The sequence below is a fragment of the uncultured Flavonifractor sp. genome (assembly GCF_944385615.1).
Taxonomy (GTDB): Bacteria; Bacillota; Clostridia; order Oscillospirales; family Oscillospiraceae; genus Flavonifractor.
Genome location: NZ_CALWXV010000004.1, coordinates 64,663 through 84,135 on the forward strand (window position 1 = coordinate 64,663; position 19,473 = coordinate 84,135).

14 protein-coding genes are annotated in these 19,473 nt (G+C 56.9%); 13 read left to right on the top strand and 1 reads right to left on the bottom strand.

Annotated features, from left to right (window positions below):
* Positions 1-11 precede the first annotated feature (11 nt).
* The 13 genes from Q0J75_RS02495 to Q0J75_RS02555 all read left to right on the top strand — a co-directional run bounded on the left by Q0J75_RS02495 (position 12) and on the right by Q0J75_RS02555 (position 17,871).
* On the top strand, positions 12-257 hold the full coding sequence (locus Q0J75_RS02495; protein WP_297196468.1) for a flagellar biosynthetic protein FliQ: 246 nt from the start codon (positions 12-14) through the stop codon (positions 255-257).
* Positions 258-270: 13 nt separating this feature from the next.
* Positions 271-1,044, top strand: a complete 774-nt coding sequence (locus Q0J75_RS02500; RefSeq protein WP_297196469.1) for a flagellar biosynthetic protein FliR — start codon at positions 271-273, stop codon at positions 1,042-1,044.
* A 21-nt stretch (positions 1,045-1,065) separates the two neighbouring features.
* Complete coding sequence (gene flhB, locus Q0J75_RS02505) at positions 1,066-2,130, top strand: flagellar biosynthesis protein FlhB (RefSeq protein WP_297196470.1); 1,065 nt, start codon at positions 1,066-1,068, stop codon at positions 2,128-2,130.
* 24 nt (positions 2,131-2,154) lie between these two features.
* The gene (gene flhA, locus Q0J75_RS02510; protein WP_297196471.1) at positions 2,155-4,230 is read left to right on the top strand and encodes a flagellar biosynthesis protein FlhA; all 2,076 of its coding nucleotides are present in this window, start codon (positions 2,155-2,157) and stop codon (positions 4,228-4,230) included.
* A 34-nt stretch (positions 4,231-4,264) separates the two neighbouring features.
* Positions 4,265-5,083 carry a sigma-70 family RNA polymerase sigma factor gene (locus Q0J75_RS02515; RefSeq protein WP_297196472.1) on the top strand — a complete coding sequence of 273 codons (819 nt, stop codon included), beginning with the start codon at positions 4,265-4,267 and terminating at the stop codon, positions 5,081-5,083.
* 26 nt (positions 5,084-5,109) lie between these two features.
* A complete protein-coding gene (locus Q0J75_RS02520; protein ID WP_297196473.1) occupies positions 5,110-5,865 on the top strand; it encodes a flagellar hook-basal body protein in 756 nt (251 codons plus the stop codon).
* Positions 5,866-5,886: 21 nt separating this feature from the next.
* Positions 5,887-6,621, top strand: coding sequence for a flagellar hook-basal body protein (locus tag Q0J75_RS02525; protein ID WP_297196474.1), 735 nt, complete (start codon positions 5,887-5,889; stop codon positions 6,619-6,621).
* Positions 6,622-6,637: 16 nt separating this feature from the next.
* Positions 6,638-7,258, top strand: a complete 621-nt coding sequence (locus tag Q0J75_RS02530) for a chemotaxis protein CheC (protein WP_297196475.1) — start codon at positions 6,638-6,640, stop codon at positions 7,256-7,258.
* Complete coding sequence (locus tag Q0J75_RS02535; RefSeq protein WP_297196476.1) at positions 7,251-7,733, top strand: chemotaxis protein CheD; 483 nt, start codon at positions 7,251-7,253, stop codon at positions 7,731-7,733. The genes Q0J75_RS02530 and Q0J75_RS02535 overlap by 8 nt, the downstream gene beginning before the upstream one ends.
* 31 nt (positions 7,734-7,764) lie before the next feature.
* The gene (locus Q0J75_RS02540) at positions 7,765-8,700 is read left to right on the top strand and encodes a chemotaxis protein CheV (RefSeq protein ID WP_297196478.1); all 936 of its coding nucleotides are present in this window, start codon (positions 7,765-7,767) and stop codon (positions 8,698-8,700) included.
* A gap of 5 nt (positions 8,701-8,705) precedes the next feature.
* A complete protein-coding gene (locus tag Q0J75_RS02545) occupies positions 8,706-10,016 on the top strand; it encodes an EAL and HDOD domain-containing protein (protein WP_297196480.1) in 1,311 nt (436 codons plus the stop codon).
* Between the two features lie 196 nt (positions 10,017-10,212).
* Positions 10,213-14,466, top strand: a complete 4,254-nt coding sequence (locus tag Q0J75_RS02550) for an EAL domain-containing protein (RefSeq protein WP_297196483.1) — start codon at positions 10,213-10,215, stop codon at positions 14,464-14,466.
* Positions 14,467-14,799: 333 nt separating this feature from the next.
* Positions 14,800-17,871 (top strand): EAL domain-containing protein, encoded by a 3,072-nt coding sequence (locus Q0J75_RS02555; RefSeq protein WP_297196485.1) that lies wholly within the window; start codon positions 14,800-14,802, stop codon positions 17,869-17,871.
* A 125-nt stretch (positions 17,872-17,996) separates the two neighbouring features.
* Here Q0J75_RS02555 and Q0J75_RS02560 read toward each other — a convergent pair whose 3' ends face one another.
* Positions 17,997-19,433, bottom strand: a complete 1,437-nt coding sequence (locus Q0J75_RS02560; RefSeq protein ID WP_297196487.1) for a 4Fe-4S dicluster domain-containing protein — start codon at positions 19,431-19,433, stop codon at positions 17,997-17,999.
* Between the last annotated feature and the right edge of the window lie 40 nt (positions 19,434-19,473).

The following is a 19,473-nucleotide window of genomic DNA, read 5'->3' on the forward strand; positions in this document are numbered from 1 at the left end:
GAGGGTAAACTATGGAGCCTGTAGATATTCTGCGGGAGGGCGTAGGAGTGGCCCTGAAACTGGGCGGGCCTATGCTGATCCTGAGTATGCTGGTGGGTATTCTGGTGGCCATCTTTCAGGCCGTGACCCAGATTCACGAGCAGTCCCTGTCCTTCATTCTCAAGGTGATCGTGGTGGTGCTGGTCCTGTTGGTGGGCGGCGGATGGATGATGGAGCTGCTGCTGGAGTTCACCCGCTACCTGTTCACCCTGATGTGAGGACGGAAGGACGATGGACTGGTCTGAACTCTATCTTTTTACACTGATTTTTATGCGGGTGACCGGCTTTGTGCTGTTTAACCCCATTCTCAACAGATCCACACTGACCAACCTGTTTCGGGCGGGAATGATTATGGTCCTTTCCGTCTTTGTGATGGGGGTGGTAGAAGAGGGACCTGCCGCTCTGCCGGGAACCGTTGTGGAATTCGGACTCAGGCTGCTGCTGGAGCTGGGCATCGGCTTTGTGCTGGGCTTTGTGATGCAGCTGCTTTTTATGGTCATCCAGGTGGGCGGCGAGGTCATCGACAACCAGATGGGTTTGACCATGGCCCAGGTCTATGACGCTAGTAGCCAGATCAACATGACAGTGACCGCATCTCTGCTCAATGTGCTGTTGGTGCTGGACTTTTTTGCGGAAAACGGGCACTATACCATGCTGCGGATCTTTTTGGGGTCTCAGCAGGTGGTGCCCTTCGGCGAGGTGGCCTTTGGGCAGGCGGTGGCCTCAGGCATCGTGGAGATCTTTCTCTCCAGCATGGTGCTGGCCGTCAAGCTGGCCATGCCTATTCTGGCAGCCGAGCTGCTGGGCGAGCTGGGCATGGGTATTTTGATGAAGGCGATTCCTCAGATCAACGCCTTTGTCATCAATATTGAATTGAAGGTGATCGTCGGTCTGGTGCTGCTATTTCTGTTTCTGACGCCCATCAATGAGTTCCTGTTGGATGCCGAAAAGGGAATGTTGAACTCCATGGGCAGAATGCTAGAGATCATTGGCGCATCGGGATAGCCCCATAAGAGGTGAGACAAGGTGGCGGACAGCCAGAAAACCGAAAAAGCAACCCCAAAAAAGCGGCGTGACGAACGAAAGAAAGGTAATATCTTCTTTAGCAACGACGCCGTTTCGGTGGCTGTGCTGCTGGTGGGACTGGTTGTCCTGTTTTTGACCATCGGAAGTGCCGCCGGACACATCGGCCGGTTCTTGCGTATGTGTATTGCCCAGGTCCAGATACAGCAGACGATACCCGGTATCGGTGATTTGGAAAAGCTGCTGGTGCAGTTTTTGTGGACCGCCGTCCAGGCGGGAGGCATACTCATGGGGGCCACCGTGGTGGTTGGCATTGCGGTCACCTTGTTTCAGACCAAACTGCTGGTTTCCCTTGAGCTGATAAAGCCCAAGTTCAGCAAATTAAACCCCATTCAGGGCATTAAGCGCCTGTTTTCCCTGCGCAGTGTGATCGAGGCCCTGAAGGGCCTTTTGAAAATTCTGGTGCTGCTGTATCTCATCTACAACTTTCTGTCCGGCGTGGTGGATACCTTCACCAAATATCTCTTCACGGATTTGACTGCAGCCTGCGCCGACCTGCTGGGCCAGGCGTTTCAGATGTCCATGCAGATCGGCATTGCCTATGTGGTACTGGCCGCAGCGGATTATTTCTACCAGCGCTGGGACTATGAACGCCAGATCCGGATGTCCAAACAGGAGATCAAGGAAGAGTTCAAGCAGTTGGAGGGCGATCCTCAGATCAAGAGCAAGATCAAGCAAACCCAGCGGAAGATGGCCCAGTCCCGCATGATGCAGAAAGTGCCGCAGGCAGATGTGGTCATCAGAAACCCTACCCACTTTGCTGTGGCCCTGCGCTATAAGCCCGATCAGGACCAGGCGCCTTTGGTGCTGGCCAAAGGCCAGGATCAGGTGGCCCTGCGCATCGTGAAGGTAGCGGAGGAGCACGGGGTGGCTGTGGTGGAAAACGTTCCTCTGGCCAGGTCCCTCTATGCGTCCACTGAGCTGGGCCAGGAGATCCCGCCGGAATTCTACAACGCTGTGGCGGAGGTGCTGGTGTACCTCTACCGGCTCAACGGCGGAGGCAGTTAAGAGAAAGCGAGCAGCAAGGAAGTTATGAAACGAATTTTCAACAATGCCATATCCCTGGCGGTGGTCGTCATCGTCCTGTTCCTTGTGCTGCCCATGAGTGCGCCGGTGCTGGACGTGATGATCGTGATCAATATTTCACTTTCCATCATGATCCTGATGATCACCATGACCATTTCCGAGGCGCTGGAGTTCTCCATTTTCCCGTCCCTGCTGCTGGTGACCACCCTGTTCCGACTGGGACTGAACGTATCCTCCACCCGTCTGATCCTCCGTGACGGCGGTCAGGCCGGTGTGGTCATCAGTGCCTTCGGTAATTTGATTACCCAGGGCAATATCGTCATCGGTGTACTGATCTTCCTGATCATCGTACTGGTACAGTTTATCGTTATCACTAAGGGCGCCGAGCGCGTGTCTGAGGTGGCCGCCCGGTTTACCCTGGACGCCATGCCCGGCAAGCAGATGGCCATTGACGCCGACCTGAGTTCCGGCCTCATTGATGAGAAAGAAGCCCGGATGCGCCGGTATAAGATCCAGAAGGAGGCCGACTTCTACGGCGCTATGGACGGCGCCACCAAGATCGTCAAGGGCGACGCCATCATGTCGCTGATCATCACGCTCATCAACTTTGTGGCCGGTATAATTATCGGTATGGTACAGGGCGACAGCGATATCCAGACCGTGCTGAGTGTTTACTCCATCGCCACCATCGGTGACGGTCTGGTTTCTCAGCTGCCCTCCCTGATGATCTCCACCGCTACCGGCATGATCGTCACCCGTTCTGTGTCTGACGGCAGCCTGAACAGCGATGTCATCGGCCAGTTCAAGGCCCAGCCCCGGGCTATTATGGCTACTGGCGTCATCCTGCTGCTGCTGGGCGTTTTCCCGGGCACGCCCACCCTGCCCCTGCTGCTGGTGGGTGCCGCCCTGACCGCCGGCGGCTTCATTGGCGAGCGCCGGATGGATGAGGAGAAAAAACAGCTTCAGGTCCAGGAAGAGGCGCAGCTCGAGGCGCCGCCGCCGGAAGCCACCGCCGCCGGCGAAGCGGAGTATTTCAAGGACATCAACAACGTATACTCTCTGCTGACGGTGGAGCCCATCGAAATGGAATTCGGCTACAGCCTGATCCCGCTGGTGGATGAAAACAGCGGCGGCAAGCTCATCAGCCGTATCGTTATTTTCCGCCGGCAGTATGCCCAGGATATGGGCCTTGTAATCCCCTCTATCCGCCTCCACGACGGCGCGGGTATGGGTACCAACCAGTACATCATCCGGATCCGGGGCGAAGAGGTGGCCAGAGGCGAAGTATTGGTAGACTACTACCTGGCGTTGGAGCCCCCCAATCCCACCAGCGAGATCGACGGCATCGAGGCCATCGAGCCGGCCTACGGTATCCCCTCCCGGTGGATTCTGCCGGAAAACAAGGAGATGGCGGAGATTTATGGCTATACCGTCATCACGCCGCTGACCGTCATGCTCACCCACCTGTCCGAGACCATCAAGCGCCACGCCTACGAGCTGCTGGGCCGGACGGAGGTCATGCAGCTGGTGGAGCACCTGAAAAAGACCGATCCCGATCTGGTGGCCGACGCCATCCCCAATCTGGTGACCTACGCGGCCCTGGAGAAGATCCTGCGCAACCTGCTGAAGGAGGGCATTCCCATCCGGGACCTGGGCCTGATTCTGGAGGCCATTGTGGACGCCGGCGGCGCTCGGGATATCGACGCCGTCACCGAACAGGTCCGTACCCGCCTGAGCCGGACCATTACCCGCCGTTTCTGCGAAAACGGGCAGCTGCGGGTGGTGACCCTGGATGCTGAGGTGGAGAAGAAGATCCTGGCCGCCCTGACCAAGAATGAGCAGGGGGTCTACCTGGCCCTCAGCCCTGATGTGATGCAGCCCATGATGGCCCAGCTGGGAGAGCTGCGGAAGAAGTTCCAGGAGCTGTCCCAGACCCCTGTGGTGCTGACCAGTCAGGTCATCCGGGTCTATCTCAGCCGCCTGATCGCACAGTTTTATCCCGATGTGTATGTGCTGTCCTTCCACGAGATCACCAGCAACATTCAGATTCAGGCCATAGGCAACATCACCCTGCAGCCCTGACCGGCGCAGGTCAAGGAGAGGAGGCGGGAGGCAGATGGAACAGACAGGTACGGTCAATGCCCTGCGGGAAGAGCTTCCCGTCTCCCGGGAGCAGGCGGAAAAGCTGGACGACCGGGCGCTGCTCCAGCTGTACCGGCAGACGGGGGACCAGGAGCTGAAATGGATGCTGGCCCTGCGTTATACCCAGCTGGTGCGCCGCATCGCCTTACAGGCCAGCGGAATGTACAGCAGCTTTGCGCAGCTGGACGACATCATCCAGGAGGGGCTGCTGGTTCTGCTCAACGCAGTGGACAAATTTGATCCGGAAAAAAATGTGAAGTTTGAAACCTATGTCTCCACCCGTCTGCGGGGGATGATCGTGGACCTGGCCAGGCGGCAGGACTGGCTGCCCCGTCAGGTACGCCAGAAGTCCATCAAGCTCAACCGGGCCATGGACGATCTGGCTTTTCAGCTGGGCCGGGTGCCCTCCAGCGAAGAGGTGGCCAACTATATGGGCCTGTCCCGGGAGCAGTACGACGCGCTGCTTTCCGAGACGGCGGTGTCCAGCCTGGTGTCCTTTGAGGCGGTGCTGGACAGCTGCGGCAACGCCATGGAAAAATACCTCTGCCAGGGCCAGCAGGCCAATCCCACCGAGGAGAAGTTCCAGGACCGGGAGCTGCATCAGGTATTGGAGGAGGGCATTGCCTCCCTGCGGGAGAACGAGCGGATGGTGCTCTCGCTCTATTACGAAAAGGAATTGAATATGAAGGAGATCGCCCAGGTGCTGAACGTCAGCGCCGCCCGGGTCTCCCAGATCCACAGCCGGGCGCTGCAGCGCCTGCGGGTTTACATGAAGCAGTATATGCAGGCGTGATTACGCCTGGAAAGAGGGTACGAGCTATGACAAAGGGATTTTATCAGTTGACCTCTGGTATTCTGTCTCAGAGCAGACGGCTGAACGTGGTGGGCAACAACATGACCAACTTGAGCACTGCCGGCTACAAGGCGGAGACCTATACCGACCGCACCTTCCAGGAGGTGCTCATCAGCCGGGTGGGCAACAAGGACAAGAGCGGCTCCACCGTCATCGGAGAGGAGAGCTATATGCTGGCCGCCGACCAGCTTTATGTGAACTACGACCAGGGCACCATGAAGGAGACCGGGCTGACCCTGGATTTTGGCATCCAAGGGGACGGCTTTTTTGCCATTCAGACAGCGGACGGAGTGGAGTATACCCGCTCCGGCAGCTTCTGCCTGGACGACCAGGGACGGCTGGCGCTGACCGGCCACGGGCTGGTGCTGGGGGCCGACGGCCAGCCCATTACCCTGTCCACCGATCAGATCACGGCGGATGGGTGGGGCAACCTGTACACCCTGGACGGGGCCTATCAGGGCCAGCTGGGGGTGTTCACCTTCGCGGACAATGCCCAGCTGACCAAGGGTGAGAGCGGTCTGTTCCAGGCCAATGGCCAGCAGGCCCAGGTCCAGGCCCAGCCGGAGATCATGTGGAAGCATGTGGAGGAGTCCAACGTGGACATGCTCCAGGAGATGAGCCGTATGCTGACTGCCCAGCGTTCGCTTCAGAGCGGAACGCAAGTGCTCAAGCTGTATAATGAGATGCTGACCAAGGCCACCAGTCAGATCGGCCAGATGTAACCAGGGAAAGGGGCGAAGGGTATGATTCAGGGATTTTACAGCGCTGTGGTAGGAGCCCAACAGCAAATGCAGCGCATGAATGTACAGGGCAACAACATTTCCAATGTGAACACCTACGGCTTCAAGGCCCAGGTGCCCTCCTTCCAGGCGCTGATGTACCGGATGCAGGAGGGGGCCGAGGGGTCCCAGCTGCCCCGGGGCAGCGGCGCTTATATGTCCGGTACCGCTACCAACTGGCAGGATGGCGTGTTCCAGGAGACCGGTCGGGATCTGGATTATGCCATCGTTGGGGAGGGATACTTCGCCCTCTACGAGCCGGGCACCGGCGAGATATCCTTTACCCGGGACGGATCCTTTACCCTGTCCGCTTTTCAGGTAGAGGACCAGAATGCCGAGGGGGGCGTCAGCTATGCCTATTACCTCTCTGACGGAGAGGGGCGCCAGGTGCTCAACCAGAGCGGTTATCCCATCCAGGTCACCGACCCTTCGGAGGATTTGCAGGTAGGCGTATTTACCATCCAGTATCAGGATGGTCTCCAACGGGACGGCAGCAGCCGCTTCCTGATGGGCGACAAGAACGGCCTTGTATGGGCCAGTGATTCCGAGGCCCGGCGGGGTATGCTGGAGCAGTCCAACACCGACCTGGCCACTGAGCTGAGTCAGGTGATCGAGGCTCAGCGCTCTTACAGCTATGTACTCAAGATGGTACAGACCGCCGATGAGGTAGAGACCAGCATCAACGGGCTGACCGGCTGACAATTGAGGGATATGTATGAAAAGTTATGAGGATCTGAACGGCCTGGAGCTGGACACCATTCGGGAGATGGGCAGTATCGGCATGGGAAATGCCGCTACCGCCCTGTCCAGCATGTTGGGATGCGAAGTACGGATCGACTTGCCCGAAGTACGTATCATGGGGTATAATGAAGCTATCGACTGGATCGGCGGCCCGGAGGTCATCACCGCCGGCGTACTGGTCCACATGTCTGGCGAGCTCAACGGCATCATGCTTTCTGTGCAGCAGATGGAATTTGTCAATCTGGTGCTGGAGCGGATGATCGGACAGACAGTGGAAAACTACGAAGAACTGACGGAACTGGACAGCTCAGCGCTGGTGGAGGTGGGCAATATCATGATTTCCACCTTCATCAACGCCCTGTGCAACCTTGCGGACATCAGCACCCGGCTGACTGTACCGGCTTTTGGCGTGGATATGCAGGGGGCCATCCTGGCTGTACCCATGGCAGAATTTGGCGGACAGTCGGATTACATCATGACCATCGGAGCGAACTTTATCTGCGGCGGTCGGGAAGTGCCCAGCCGGCTGCTGCTCTCTCCGGATATCCGGTCTCTGAATTTCCTGTTGAAGAAACTGGGTGTTCTGGATGGATAATAAGCTGGTCGTCGGGATCGCGGATATGAAAATGGCCCGGCAGAACGGAATGCTGATTACCTACGCCTTGGGGTCTTGCATTGGAATCTGCCTGTATGATCCGAAGATCCAGCTGGCGGCGCTGGTCCATATCATGCTGCCGCTGAACATGGAGACCGGCCGCAAAACGCCTTTGAAATATGCCGACACAGGGATCACCGAGACCCTGCGGCAGATGGAGGCAAAGGGAGGGGCACGCTCCCGCATTGTGGCAAAGATCGCCGGCGGCGCCAAAATGTTTGAGGTCGCTGGCGGCGGCAGTCTGGGCAATATCGGACAGCGCAATATTGAAAGCACCCACATGATCCTCCGCCGGGAAGGAATCCGGCTGCTGCGGGAGGATGTGGGCGGTGCGGTGGCCAGAACGTTATTGTTTGACGCGGCCACCGGTCAGGCCTGTGTACGAAGCTATGGAAAACCGGAACTGATTTTTTAACCAATATAAAATGGAGAAAGTGGGGAGCGGCATGGCGGACGAATCGAAAAGCGGAATTTTGTTGGAAACTGGTACCAATGAGATTGAGATCATGGAATTTACCATTGATGGAAATCTTTATGGAATCAATGTGGCCAAGGTGCGGGAAATCATGATGTCTGCGCCGGTGAAGCCCATGCCCCATACCCATCTGGCGGTAGAGGGCATCTTCAAGCCCAGAGGCACGGTGATCACCGTGGTGGACCTGCCCAAGTACCTCACCGGGCAGGATCACCCCCATCAGGAGAAGGATTTGTTCATCGTCACCAACTTCAACCAGATGCATGTGGCCTTCCGGGTGGACAGCGTAGAGGGCATCAGCCGGATCTCCTGGAAGGACATCCAGAAGCCGGACAGGACCATTTCCGGCGGCGCCGACGGCGTGGCCACCGGTATCGCCCAGTGTGGGGACGACCTGGTCAGCATCCTGGACTTTGAGCGGATCGTGGCCGAGATCGCCCCGGAGACCAGCATCCAGATCAGTGAGGTGGAGGCCCTGGGTACCCGGGAGCGCAATACCAACCTGATTTGGGTGGCGGAGGACTCCATCCTGCTGTCCCGGATGATCCGGGAGTCTCTGGAGCGGGCGGGCTATACCAACCTGAAGATGTTCCCCAACGGGGCGGAACTGTGGCAGGCCCTTCAGATCCAGACCAGCAACAAGGAAGCCGAGCAGGTGGCTCTCATCATCACCGATCTGGAGATGCCCCAGATGGACGGCCATCGCCTGACCAAGCTGATCAAGAGCCACAAGGACTATGCCCATATCCCCGTTGTTATTTTCTCCTCTCTGATTACTGAGGAGATGCGCCGCAAGGGCCGTGAGGTAGGGGCCGACGAGCAGCTGAGTAAGCCGGAGATTGGTCATCTGATCGGTATTCTGGACGAGCTGCTGGGCCGTAAAAAGGCTAACCAGGAAGGGGGTTAAGGTCGATGAACAGCAAGTATATTGTACGGCAGCCTATCAAGGATCGGGAGAATCACATCATCGGCTACGAGATCCAGTATTATGGGGAGAACAGTGCCTTTGGAGGTGGCGACAACGCGTCGGCCAACGATTTTGCGGCTGCCGACACCATCTACAATTTCCTCACTATGAACACCGACAAGCTGCTGCGGGGCGCGTTGAACTTCATGACCTTTACCACCACCCTGCTGATGAAGAAGTCGCCCCGTCTGTTCAACAAGGATGAGCTGGTCATTCAGATCGACGACAGCGTTATCATCCATCCGCTGGCCATGCACATGATCCAGCAGTACGCCAGAGAGGGATATAAGATCGCGGTCAACGAATTTCAGTTTGCCCCCCGCTATCTGGCCATGCTGGACAGCATCGACTACATCAAGCTCAACTTCCAGACCATGCAGGAGCTGACCCTGAAGAACGTCATTGAGATCGCCCACAGCATGAACAAGAAGTGCATCGCCGTGGGCATTGACCGGGAAGAGCTGTACCAGCGGGCCCAGAAGCTGGAAGTGGACGCCATGGAGGGTCCCTTTGTGGCCGAGAAGATGGCCCAGAAGACCCACAACAGCGGTTACATGCAGAGCAACTTCTTCCGGCTGATGGTGGCGGTCATTCAGGATGAGCCCGACGTGGAGGAGATCGAACGGATCATCTCGGTGGACGTCACCCTGACCTATGGCCTGCTGCGGATCGCCAACTCCCGCTATTTCTCTCTGCGCAGCAAGGTGACCAACGTCCGCCAGGCCATTATGACCATCGGCCTGCGGGAGCTGAAGCAGTGGGTCTACCTGCTCAGCGCCAGCAACGCTGAGAATCAGATGGACGAAGGGGCCGAGGAATTCCTGCGTCTGTCCCTGATGCGGGCCAACTTCTGCAGCAGTCTGATGAACTACGCCAAGGATATCCCCATTACCAAGTCGGACGCCTACCTGATGGGTATGTTCTCCACCCTGAACTACCTGATCGATGCGCCCATGGAGGAGATCTTGCAGCAGGTCCCCCTGTGCCAGGAGGTCAAGGACGCCCTGCTCAAGCACAGCGGCCGCGCCGGTATGCTTTACGACCTGGCGGTCGGCTACGAGCGGGCAGATTGGGCCCAGATCGACAAACTGGCGGAGGAGCTGGGTATCCAGACCAACCTGCTGACCAGCCTGTACTTTAATTGTATGGAGGAAGTGAATCGCGTTTGGAGCGAGATCACTCAAGTTTCCGGCGGCCAGATCGATCTCTCTGAGGCGATGGCGGATACTAAGCCGGAACCCACACCTGCCACGTAAGGATAAACGCGATCCGCCTCTATCGGAGTACGGCTGACTCTGTCCGTACAGCCGTATGGGGCGGATTTGCTTTTTTCTGACATCAGGCATGGACAAAATCAGGAGAAAACTTGACTCTGTTCTTAACACGCTGTGTGCCGGAATCTCCGCCATGGGGAGACTGGGTCTTTGAGCCATCAGAGAGGGGAGACTGCCATTGAAACCAGGAAGAGAAGAGACGATACAGGCCCAGCTGGAGATGCTGAACATCCTGGGGGAGAGCGGCGACGACTATCTGTTGCTCTGGGACTTTGAGACAGGACGCCTGTTTTTGTCCGCCAACATCAGCCAGCGCTACCCCATTCTGCAAAATGGAGCCCCGTTCTGCACCATAGAGGACTGGAGCGCCATGGTGTATGAAAAGGATCTGCCTGCCCTGAAGCAGCATCTGGAGCAGATGTTGGAGGGCAAGATCGATGTATGCCACATGGCGTACCGGCTGGTGGATAAGGAAAACGATCGGGTATGGGTGACCTGTAAGGGCCGGTGCCAGCGGGATGCCGACGGCAAGCCGGTTGCTCTGATCGGCCGGGTGTCGGACACTGTGCTGGAGCGCAAGGTGGATCAGCTCACCGGCGCCTTCAACGGCGTCAAGCTGGCTGAGGACATGGAGCGCATCCTGAATGCAGGTATCCCGTGCTATCTGCTGCTGATGGGGGTGGATAACCTCAAGCACATCAACATCCGCCATGGCCGGGAATACGGCAGCCAGATCCTCTGCCGGATCGCGGAGATTCTGGAAGAGGTGGTGGGGACCGGTCTGCGGACCTACCGGGTGAACGGGGACTGCTTTGCCGTCAACCTGCCCGAGCTGGAGCAGGAGAAGGTGGAGGAGCTCTACCAGCAGATCAACACCCGCATGGCGGAGTACTGCACCATTTCCGCCGGCGTGGTCTCCTACCACGGGCACCAGAATGTGGATAGCAGCGCCCTCTATCAATATGTGGAGGAGACGCTGGACAAGGCCAAGCGGCAGGGAAAAAACACCCTGGCCTTCTTCTCCCAAAAGGACTATGAGGAAAAGCTCTCCAACATGGAGCTCCAGGAAGAGCTCTGCCAAAGCATCCAGGACGATTTTGCCGGTTTTTCGTTGTGCTATCAGCCCCAGGTATACTCCCGCAGCCACGACCTGTTCGGGGCTGAGGCGCTGCTGCGCTATCAGTCCCCCACCCGGGGGGCGGTAAGCCCAGTAGAGTTTATCCCTGTGCTGGAGCAGACCGGCATGATCCATTCCGTGGGCCTGTGGGTGCTCAAGACGGCGCTGGCCCAGTGCCGGGAGTGGCGCAAAGAGCTGCCGCAGATGCATGTCAGCGTCAATATCTCCTATTCTCAGCTCAGCCACAGCGAAATTGCCCATCAGGTGCTGGAGCTGCTGGAGGAGAGCGGCCTGCCGGGGGACGCCCTTACCCTGGAGGTCACCGAGAGTATGCAGCTGCAGGACTATCCCCACTTCAACAAGCTGTTCTACCGGTGGAAGCAGGCGGGGATCGAGATCTCGGTGGATGATTTCGGTACAGGCTACTCCAGCCTCAGCTATCTGAAAAATCTGGACATTGACGAGATCAAAATCGACCGCTGCTTTGTCAGCGGTATTCAGTACAGCGCCTACAATTACCGGCTGCTGGGCAATATGCTGGAGCTGGCGGCCTCCTCTCAAATCCGGGTATGCTGCGAGGGGGTAGAGAGCCAGGAGGAGCTGGCGGCGCTGGAGGAGCTGGAGCCCGACCTGATCCAGGGCTTTTTGTTCAATAAGCCGCTGACACCCCAGCTCTTTGAGCAGACCTATATACGCCAGGATACCTATGAGTATCAGGCGGAGATGGCCCGGAGGGAAGCGCTGCAAAATGTAAGCTGGAACAAGGAACAGATGCCCAACGATATGTTTGCCACAACAGAGGCGCTGGAGGGCATTGTGGAGGCTCTGGACGAGATCGTCTATGTCAGCGATCTGGTGACCTATGAGCTGTACTACCTCAGCCCTGCAGGCCAGCGGCTTACCGGCGTCCACGACTATCAGGGCCGGAAATGCTACAAGGTGCTTCAGGGCAAGGACGACCCCTGCGAGTTCTGCACCAACAACTGCTTGCAGCGGGAGCGCTTTCACATCTGGGAGTTTGACAACAAAGAGCTCAAACGCCACTTTATTCTGAAGGACAAGCTGATCCCGTGGCATGGAAAACTGGCCCGTCTGGAGCTGGCGGTGGACATTTCTCAGCAGGAGCTTCTCAGCAAAAATGTACGGGAAAAGCTGGACTTTGCGGAAAATGTGCTGATCTGCGCCAAGGCACTGGCGGAGGAGCCGGACATGGGGCAGGCCACCATGCGGATGCTGACCACGGTGGGCGAGTTCTATCGGGCCGACCGGGCCTATCTCTTTGAGCCGGAGCCCGACCGGGAGGAGCTGTGGAGCAACACCTATGAGTGGTGCCGGGAGGGCATTGATCCGGTGCAGGACGAGATGCAGCAGATGCCAGACGCCATCGTCAAGCGCTGGATTGCCCACTTTGATCAGAACGAGTCGGTCCTTATCACCAACCTGGAGGAGCTGCGGGAAAAGAACCCTGAGGAATGGCAGCTGCTGTACCGGCAGGGGGTACGCCGGATGCTGGCCGCGCCCATCCATCGGGAGGGGCAGCTGGTGGGCTTTTTAGGGGTGGACAACCCCCGGCACTGTATCATGGACGACGCCCTGATCCGGGCGCTGGCGCTGTTTGTGGTCAACCGATTCCGCCACAACCAGACCGAGGAGCGGCTGAGCGAGCTGCTCAATCTGCACTATCGGGATGTGCTGAAGGATACGGATCTGGGTTTGTGGTTCATTCGGATGGACCCCGTCACCGGTCGCCGGGAGATGATCGCCGACGAGACCATGCGCCGGGTGTTGGGACTGGAGCAGCCCCTGCCGCCCCAGGAATGCTTCGAGCACTGGTACAGCCGCATCAACGACGGGTACTATCAGTACGTCAATCTGACGGTGGAGAGCATGATCCGCTCGGGCCGGGTGATACAGCTGGAGTACCCCTGGCAGCACCCCAAGTTGGGCAAAGTCATGGTGCGCTGTACCGGTATCCGTACAGCGGATACCGGCGGCATGATTTGTCTGGAGGGCTATCACCGGATCATCTCCGATATAGAGCGCCCACAATTTTTACCGGATACGCCCACCGGCGAGGTCTTTGAATTCAACGAGCGGAAAAAGACCATCTATTTCCACACCACCCGAGAGCTGCTGGCCGGCGAGGCCAAGTCGGAGGCTGAGTTCCCCGATTGCTGGATCCAGGCTGAAATGGTCCACCCCCACTTTGTGGAAAAGTTCACCAAACTCTTTCAGAATGTCCAGGTGGCTGAGGATGTGGACAATGAGGAACTGCTGCTGCGGTCCAAAAACGGCGGCTATGAGTGGTTCAAGCTGCGTATCCGCCATCTGGGCAAGAGCGTGCAGGATCGGGATACCATTCTGGTACTGCTGGACGCGGCCGATCAGGAGCGGGTGCTTCAGCTGGAGAATATGCGCATCCGGGACTTTTACCAGGCCAGCCTCAGCGACGCCATCGCCTATGCCGAGGTGGATCTGGAGGGCGGACAGCTGAAGGCGGCTGGCGGACTGTGGGCCTACTATGAGAAGGAATATGGTCCTGGAAAGGGCAGCTTGCTGCAATTTATGCGCGGCCAGGTGAAAGGCAAATTGGAGTCGGAGGAGGAGCTGAAGAAGTTCAGCCAGATCGATACCTGGGAACAGATGCTGTTCCAGGGTGCGTCTGTTCAGCGCCTGCGTTACCAGAGAAAGATCGACGGTGTGTGGAAGTGGGTGGAGCTGGTGGCCCACGGCTTCCGGGAGCAGTTTACCGATAATGCCTATGCCCTGCTCTATCTGAAGGACATCGACGCTCAGGTCCGCAAGGAGCGGGCCCAGCAGGAGGCGGCAAGCCGGGACCCCCTGACCGGTATCTACAATCGCAACGCCTTCAAAGAGGCGGTACTGGAGCACATGACGGATTCCATGGAGCCAGGGGAAGGGACCCTCATCTTGATGGATGTGGACAACTTCAAAGAAGTCAACGACCAGTTTGGCCACCTGGAGGGGGACGCCGTTCTGCGGTATGTCACCAAGCTGCTCAAAGCCACCTTCCGCCATGGAGACCTGATCGGCCGGCTGGGCGGCGATGAGTTTATGGTATTTTTGAAGGGAAAGATCAGCAGAGAGATTTTGGATCAGCGGATGAACCACCTCTATACCGCGCTGGGCAATTATCCCACCCTTCCCATTACATGCAGCGCGGGCATCACCTCGGTCCACTACCAGAACTTTTCCTATCAGGAGAGCGTGCTCCAGGCGGATATGGCCCTCTATAAGAGTAAGCGGGACGGAAAGAGCCATTATACCTACGCCGAGGCTGAGCAGCCTGAGTAAAAAATCAAATAAAAATGCCGCAAGGCCCTGGAAAATCATGTGAGACGATTTTCCGGGGCCTTGTTGGCGGCTTTTGAGCCGCTGCCATTCAAAAAAGCAAACGGGGCAACATGGTTTTTTGCAATTTCATAAGAAGTATTTTACAATCAGTATCCTGTTGCGGTATACTAATAGCAAAAGAGAGATGAGCCTTGTTTGATACCTGGAGCATACCCGGAGAACATGATACGGATTGGGGTATGCGGGTCCTGGCAGCGTTTGCCTGGAATAGAGGCGAGAAATTGCACATCGAATATTTCTGAGGCAAGTGGAAAGAGAAGAGGACGATTTGATGTGAAATATTTGCTGAACTTTTTTGAAGAGTTGGATGAACTCGTCTATGTTTCAGATCTGGAAACCCATGAACTGGTGTACATGAACCGAAAACTGCGGGAATCATTGGGATATGAGTCCCACGAGTATCAGGGGAAAAAATGTTATGAGGTATTGCAGGGGTGCAGCGATCCCTGCTCTTTCTGTACCAATCAGGCGCTGAAAGAGGGCAAGTTTGTCTCGTGGACCCATAAGAACCCGGTGCTGGGAAAGCGCTTTTTAATCAAAGACAGTGCCATTTCCCATAAAGGAAAGAACTACCGCATTGAGATCGCCATTGATGTGGACTCAGAGGTAGCCAGCAGCACGCCCTATTATTATGCCCGCAGCGAGACCATCATGAATGGCTGTTTGCAGCGTGTTTTTTCCACCACCGACCCAGGAGAATCCCTGGAGCTGATGCTGGAATATCTGGGGGAGACCTTCCAGTGCGACCGGGCCTATATTTTTGAGATTGACGACTCTGAGCTAATCAACAATACCTATGAGTGGTGCAAAATCGGCGTGGAGCCTCAAAAAGAAATTTTACAGAAACTGTCCCTGTCCAGTGTGGATTGGTGGATGGCGGTGTTCCAGGAAAACCGGGTGCTGCTCATTCCAGATCTGGAGGATATCCGCACCCAGTATCCCGTCTCCTATGCCATTCTGAAGCCACAGAATATTTCCTCGCTGGCCGCCGGACCGGTGACCAGCGAGGGCAGAGTGGTGGGCTTTTTAGGGGTGGACAACCCCAGCAAGGAGATGCAGAACCTGCTTACCCCTGTGCTCAATGTTATCGGGTATTTCATTGCCGCTCTGCTGCGGCAGCGGGATTTGATGAAGCGGCTGAACACCCTCAGTTTTCACGATGCGCTCACCGGCGCCTATAACCGCAATGCCATGTATGAGCACAATCTGTATAATCGTGCCCTTACCAGCGTGGGTGTGATCTACTGCGACATTACCGGCCTGAAGCAGATCAACGACTCCATTGGTCACAGCGCGGGGGATAAGCTCATCCAGCACTGCTATCAGGTGCTGGCCGAGACGCTGGAGACCAAATGGATCTATCGGACTGGCGGCGATGAATTTGTGGCGGTGTTCCGGGACTGCACGGAAGAGGATTTCAACTGGAATGTACAGGCCCTGCAAAGCCGTATCCGGCAGGATAAGCACCATATTGCCACAGGCTATGTCTGGTCGGATCAGCTTCCCTTTAATTTGGAGACGCTGATCTCTCAGGCGGATAAGGTCATGTATCAGGATAAGCGGGATTACTATGCCGCCAACAGACAGAATCCCCAGATCGAACGCCGGCATTCCACCCGGGAGGAAGAGGACAGTGGGAAGAAGAAGGATAGTCTGTTCTATCACTTCCTCTCCACCACCTACCACGATATGGAGTATCTGTTCCAGTCCATTTCCCAGCACAACGCCGTGGGTTACTTCTACTTTGGCGATATGCAGAAGGACCTGTTTTACGTCTCAGATAATCTGCGGGATGAGTTTGGCTTTTCCTGCAATGTGGTGCCGGGACTGCTGCAGGAGTGGGCCCAGCGCATTACTACGCCGGAGTATCAGGACCTGTACTGGCGGGATTTGCAGGATATCCTGAAGGAAAAGCGGAGCGTCCACGACCTGCGCTATCAGGTGCGCAAGGCCGACGGCAAGAAGATCTGGATCCGCTGCTATGGTATCCTGAAATGGAACGAGGACAAGAGCATACCGCTGTTTTTCTCCGGCTGGATCAGCCATCAGGACGACAATTTTGTGGTGGACCCCATCACCAATTTCCCCAGAGAAACAGCCATGTTCCGCCGGATGGATGCTGTGCGCAACAGCAAGCAAAGATGCCTTGCCATCGGCTTTAGCTTTAACAGCATTACTGAGCTCAACAGCACCAGGGGGCGGGCCTATAGCGACCACCTTGTCCAAAACATTGCCGACGATCTCATGAACGCCCTGTCGGGAAAGATGTCCTTCTACCGGCTGGAGGGGATGCGCTGCATGGCCATGGTAAACCCCGACTGCCGGGAGGACAAAGAGGCATTGGTCAGCCAGATCCGGGCCATCATCGAGCGGGGATACCAGATGCTAGGGCTGCCGGTACACCATCCCTGCTCTTTTGCGGTGATGGAATATCCCCAGGCCAACCGGGCGCCCGCAGACTTTTTGGAGGATATGATCTCGCTGCTGAAAGTGGCCAAGCATGACCCCAAGCTGCCCTACTCGGATGATTCCGCCACCAACATTGAGAAGATCAAGCACATTTCCAATATGGCTCTGGCGCTGAGCCGGGATGTGCTGCGGGGCATGGAGCATTTCCGCATTGTGATCCAACCGGTGGTATCGGCAGAGACCGGCCATGTGGTGGGCGGTGAGGCCCTGCTGCGCTGGAACTTTGAAGGAAAGGACATCTCGCCGGGGATATTTATTCCCATGCTGGAAAAGGAGAGCCTGATCCAGATAGCCGGCCGGTGGGTCTTTGAACAGGCGGTATGCAGCTGTATGCGCCTGATCGCCCATATCCCTGATTTCTATCTGACCTTCAATGTCAGCCTGCATCAGCTGTCTGACAGACAGTTTACAGACTTTATGAAGAGCATGATGGAAAAGTACCATCTGGACGGCTCTCACCTGGTCGCAGAGATGACCGAAAGCTGCATGGACGAGCAGCCAGAGCATCTGATCCACTTTGTCAATACGTGCAGAGCCATGGGTATGGGCATTGCGCTGGACGACTTCGGGAGCGGATATTCCTCCCTGCGGATGCTGCTGCAATATCCGTCCAGTATGATTAAGCTGGACCGCTCCCTGCTGGGCGAGATGACCGAATCCGCCGACAAGATGAACTTTATCTCCAGTATTGTGTACGCCTGCCACCGCTTTGGGAAAAAGGTGTGTATGGAGGGCGTGGAGACCATTGTGCAGAACTCGCTGATCAAGGAATCCGGGTGTGATATGATCCAGGGCTATTACTATTACCGGCCCATGGAGGTGGAGGATATGTATTGCCTCGTCTCCCAGAGCGGAGAGGAACGGAAGCATCCTTGATAGCTAGTTTAATAGAAATACAGCCTGGGGCCGCTGCCATTGGCAGCGGTCTTTTGGCATTTGGATACGAAAAAGCCGGCGGACAGGTTTTATACCTGTCCGCCGGTGATATCCTGTGGAAAAAATTACTCCTGAATGGCGGGCGCTTTTTCCGCGTCGGAGATAGCCGAGTCGATGGTGCGGCCCTCTGCCTGCTTGGCGTGACGGACCACATCACCCTGGTTCTTGGGAGAGCGGATCAGCTGGGCGGGACCCTGGACACAGCCGCCCTCACAGGCCATGCCTTCGATAAAGTTGAAGTCGCCCACACCCTTGGCCGCCTTCAGGAAGGCCAGCTTGCAGGCTTCAAACCCGCTGCAGGGCATTGCCTTGGCCTGGAAGGAGCTGCCCCGCTCCTTCAGCGCCTGGGCTACGGCAGCGGAGACGCCGCCGCTGTGGGCAAAGGACCGGCCAAAGCCGCTGGCCTGATCCAGAACGCTGTACTCCAGCTTGGACACGTCGATGTCCCGGGAGTCAAACATGGCGTACAGCTCCTCGAAGGTGAGGGCGCTGTCCACCGCCCGCATGGTCTTGCCCAGCTTGATCTCCTTCTTCTTGGCCACGCAAGGCCCGATGAAGATGACCTTGGCGGAGGGGTCCTTCCGCTTGATGTATTGGCCGGCCATAATCATGGGAGAGGGGGTCTCAGAGATCAGGTGGGCCTGGTCGGGGAAATTCTTCTCCACATACTCCACAAAGGCCGGACAGCAGGAGGAGGCCAGCATACCCTTTTCTTCCAGCTCGCCCGCCTCGGTCTTGGCGGTCATGTCGGCGCCCAGAGCCACCTCTACCACGTCGTGGAAGCCCAGCATCTTCAGTCCGGTGACCACCTGGCCCAGATCTGCAGGCGCAAACTGTCCGGCAATGGAGGGGGCCACAGCGGCGTAGACGTGGAAGCCCCACTTTTCCGCGCCCTGGAGCATCTGAATGGCGTCCACAATAAAAGACTTGTCCATAATGGCGCCGAAGGGACACTGATAAATACAGGCGCCGCAGGAGGTACACTTGGCGGGATCAATAAAGGCCTTTTTGTCCTCGCCCATGGAGATAGCCCCCGCCTTACAGGCTCGCTCACAGGGGCGGGTCTTCTTTTCAATGGCGCTATAGGGGCAGGCATTGATGCATTTGCCGCAGGTGATACATTTCTTGTGGTCGATCTGGGCCCGGTGACCCACAATGGAAATGGCGTCCTTGGGACAGGTGTGGATACAGCGGGTGGCAATGCAGCCCCGGCAGGAGGGGCCTACCGTGATCTCAGTGACGGGGCACTCATCACAGGCGATGTCCAGTACCTCCACCAGATTGGGATTGGTCTTGTCGCCGCCCATGGCTACCTTTACCCGCTGGGAGATGATAGCCCGCTCTTTATAAATACAACAGCGCATTTTGGCCTCAGGGCCGGGGATGATCTCCTCCGGGATATCCAAAATGCCGGTCTGTAAATTATCGTGCCAGGCCAGCCGGGCCACCGACCGCAGCACCTCATGCTTCAGTTCCTGTACACTGGTTTCAAATACGCGCATGGGATGAACACTCCTTCCGATCAATACTTCCCTCTTCAAA

What these genes read in the sequence shown, in the direction of transcription:
- Q0J75_RS02495 (WP_297196468.1), top strand. Translation starts at nt 12, where the DNA reads ATGGAGCCTGTAGATATTCTGCGGGAGGGCGTAGGAGTGGCCCTGAAA.
- Q0J75_RS02500 (WP_297196469.1), top strand. Translation starts at nt 271, where the DNA reads ATGGACTGGTCTGAACTCTATCTTTTTACACTGATTTTTATGCGGGTG.
- flhA (WP_297196471.1), top strand. Translation starts at nt 2,155, where the DNA reads ATGAAACGAATTTTCAACAATGCCATATCCCTGGCGGTGGTCGTCATC.
- Q0J75_RS02515 (WP_297196472.1), top strand. Translation starts at nt 4,265, where the DNA reads ATGGAACAGACAGGTACGGTCAATGCCCTGCGGGAAGAGCTTCCCGTC.
- Q0J75_RS02520 (WP_297196473.1), top strand. Translation starts at nt 5,110, where the DNA reads ATGACAAAGGGATTTTATCAGTTGACCTCTGGTATTCTGTCTCAGAGC.
- Q0J75_RS02525 (WP_297196474.1), top strand. Translation starts at nt 5,887, where the DNA reads ATGATTCAGGGATTTTACAGCGCTGTGGTAGGAGCCCAACAGCAAATG.
- Q0J75_RS02530 (WP_297196475.1), top strand. Translation starts at nt 6,638, where the DNA reads ATGAAAAGTTATGAGGATCTGAACGGCCTGGAGCTGGACACCATTCGG.
- Q0J75_RS02535 (WP_297196476.1), top strand. Translation starts at nt 7,251, where the DNA reads ATGGATAATAAGCTGGTCGTCGGGATCGCGGATATGAAAATGGCCCGG.
- Q0J75_RS02540 (WP_297196478.1), top strand. Translation starts at nt 7,765, where the DNA reads ATGGCGGACGAATCGAAAAGCGGAATTTTGTTGGAAACTGGTACCAAT.
- Q0J75_RS02545 (WP_297196480.1), top strand. Translation starts at nt 8,706, where the DNA reads ATGAACAGCAAGTATATTGTACGGCAGCCTATCAAGGATCGGGAGAAT.
- Q0J75_RS02560 (WP_297196487.1), bottom strand. Translation starts at nt 19,433, where the DNA reads ATGCGCGTATTTGAAACCAGTGTACAGGAACTGAAGCATGAGGTGCTG.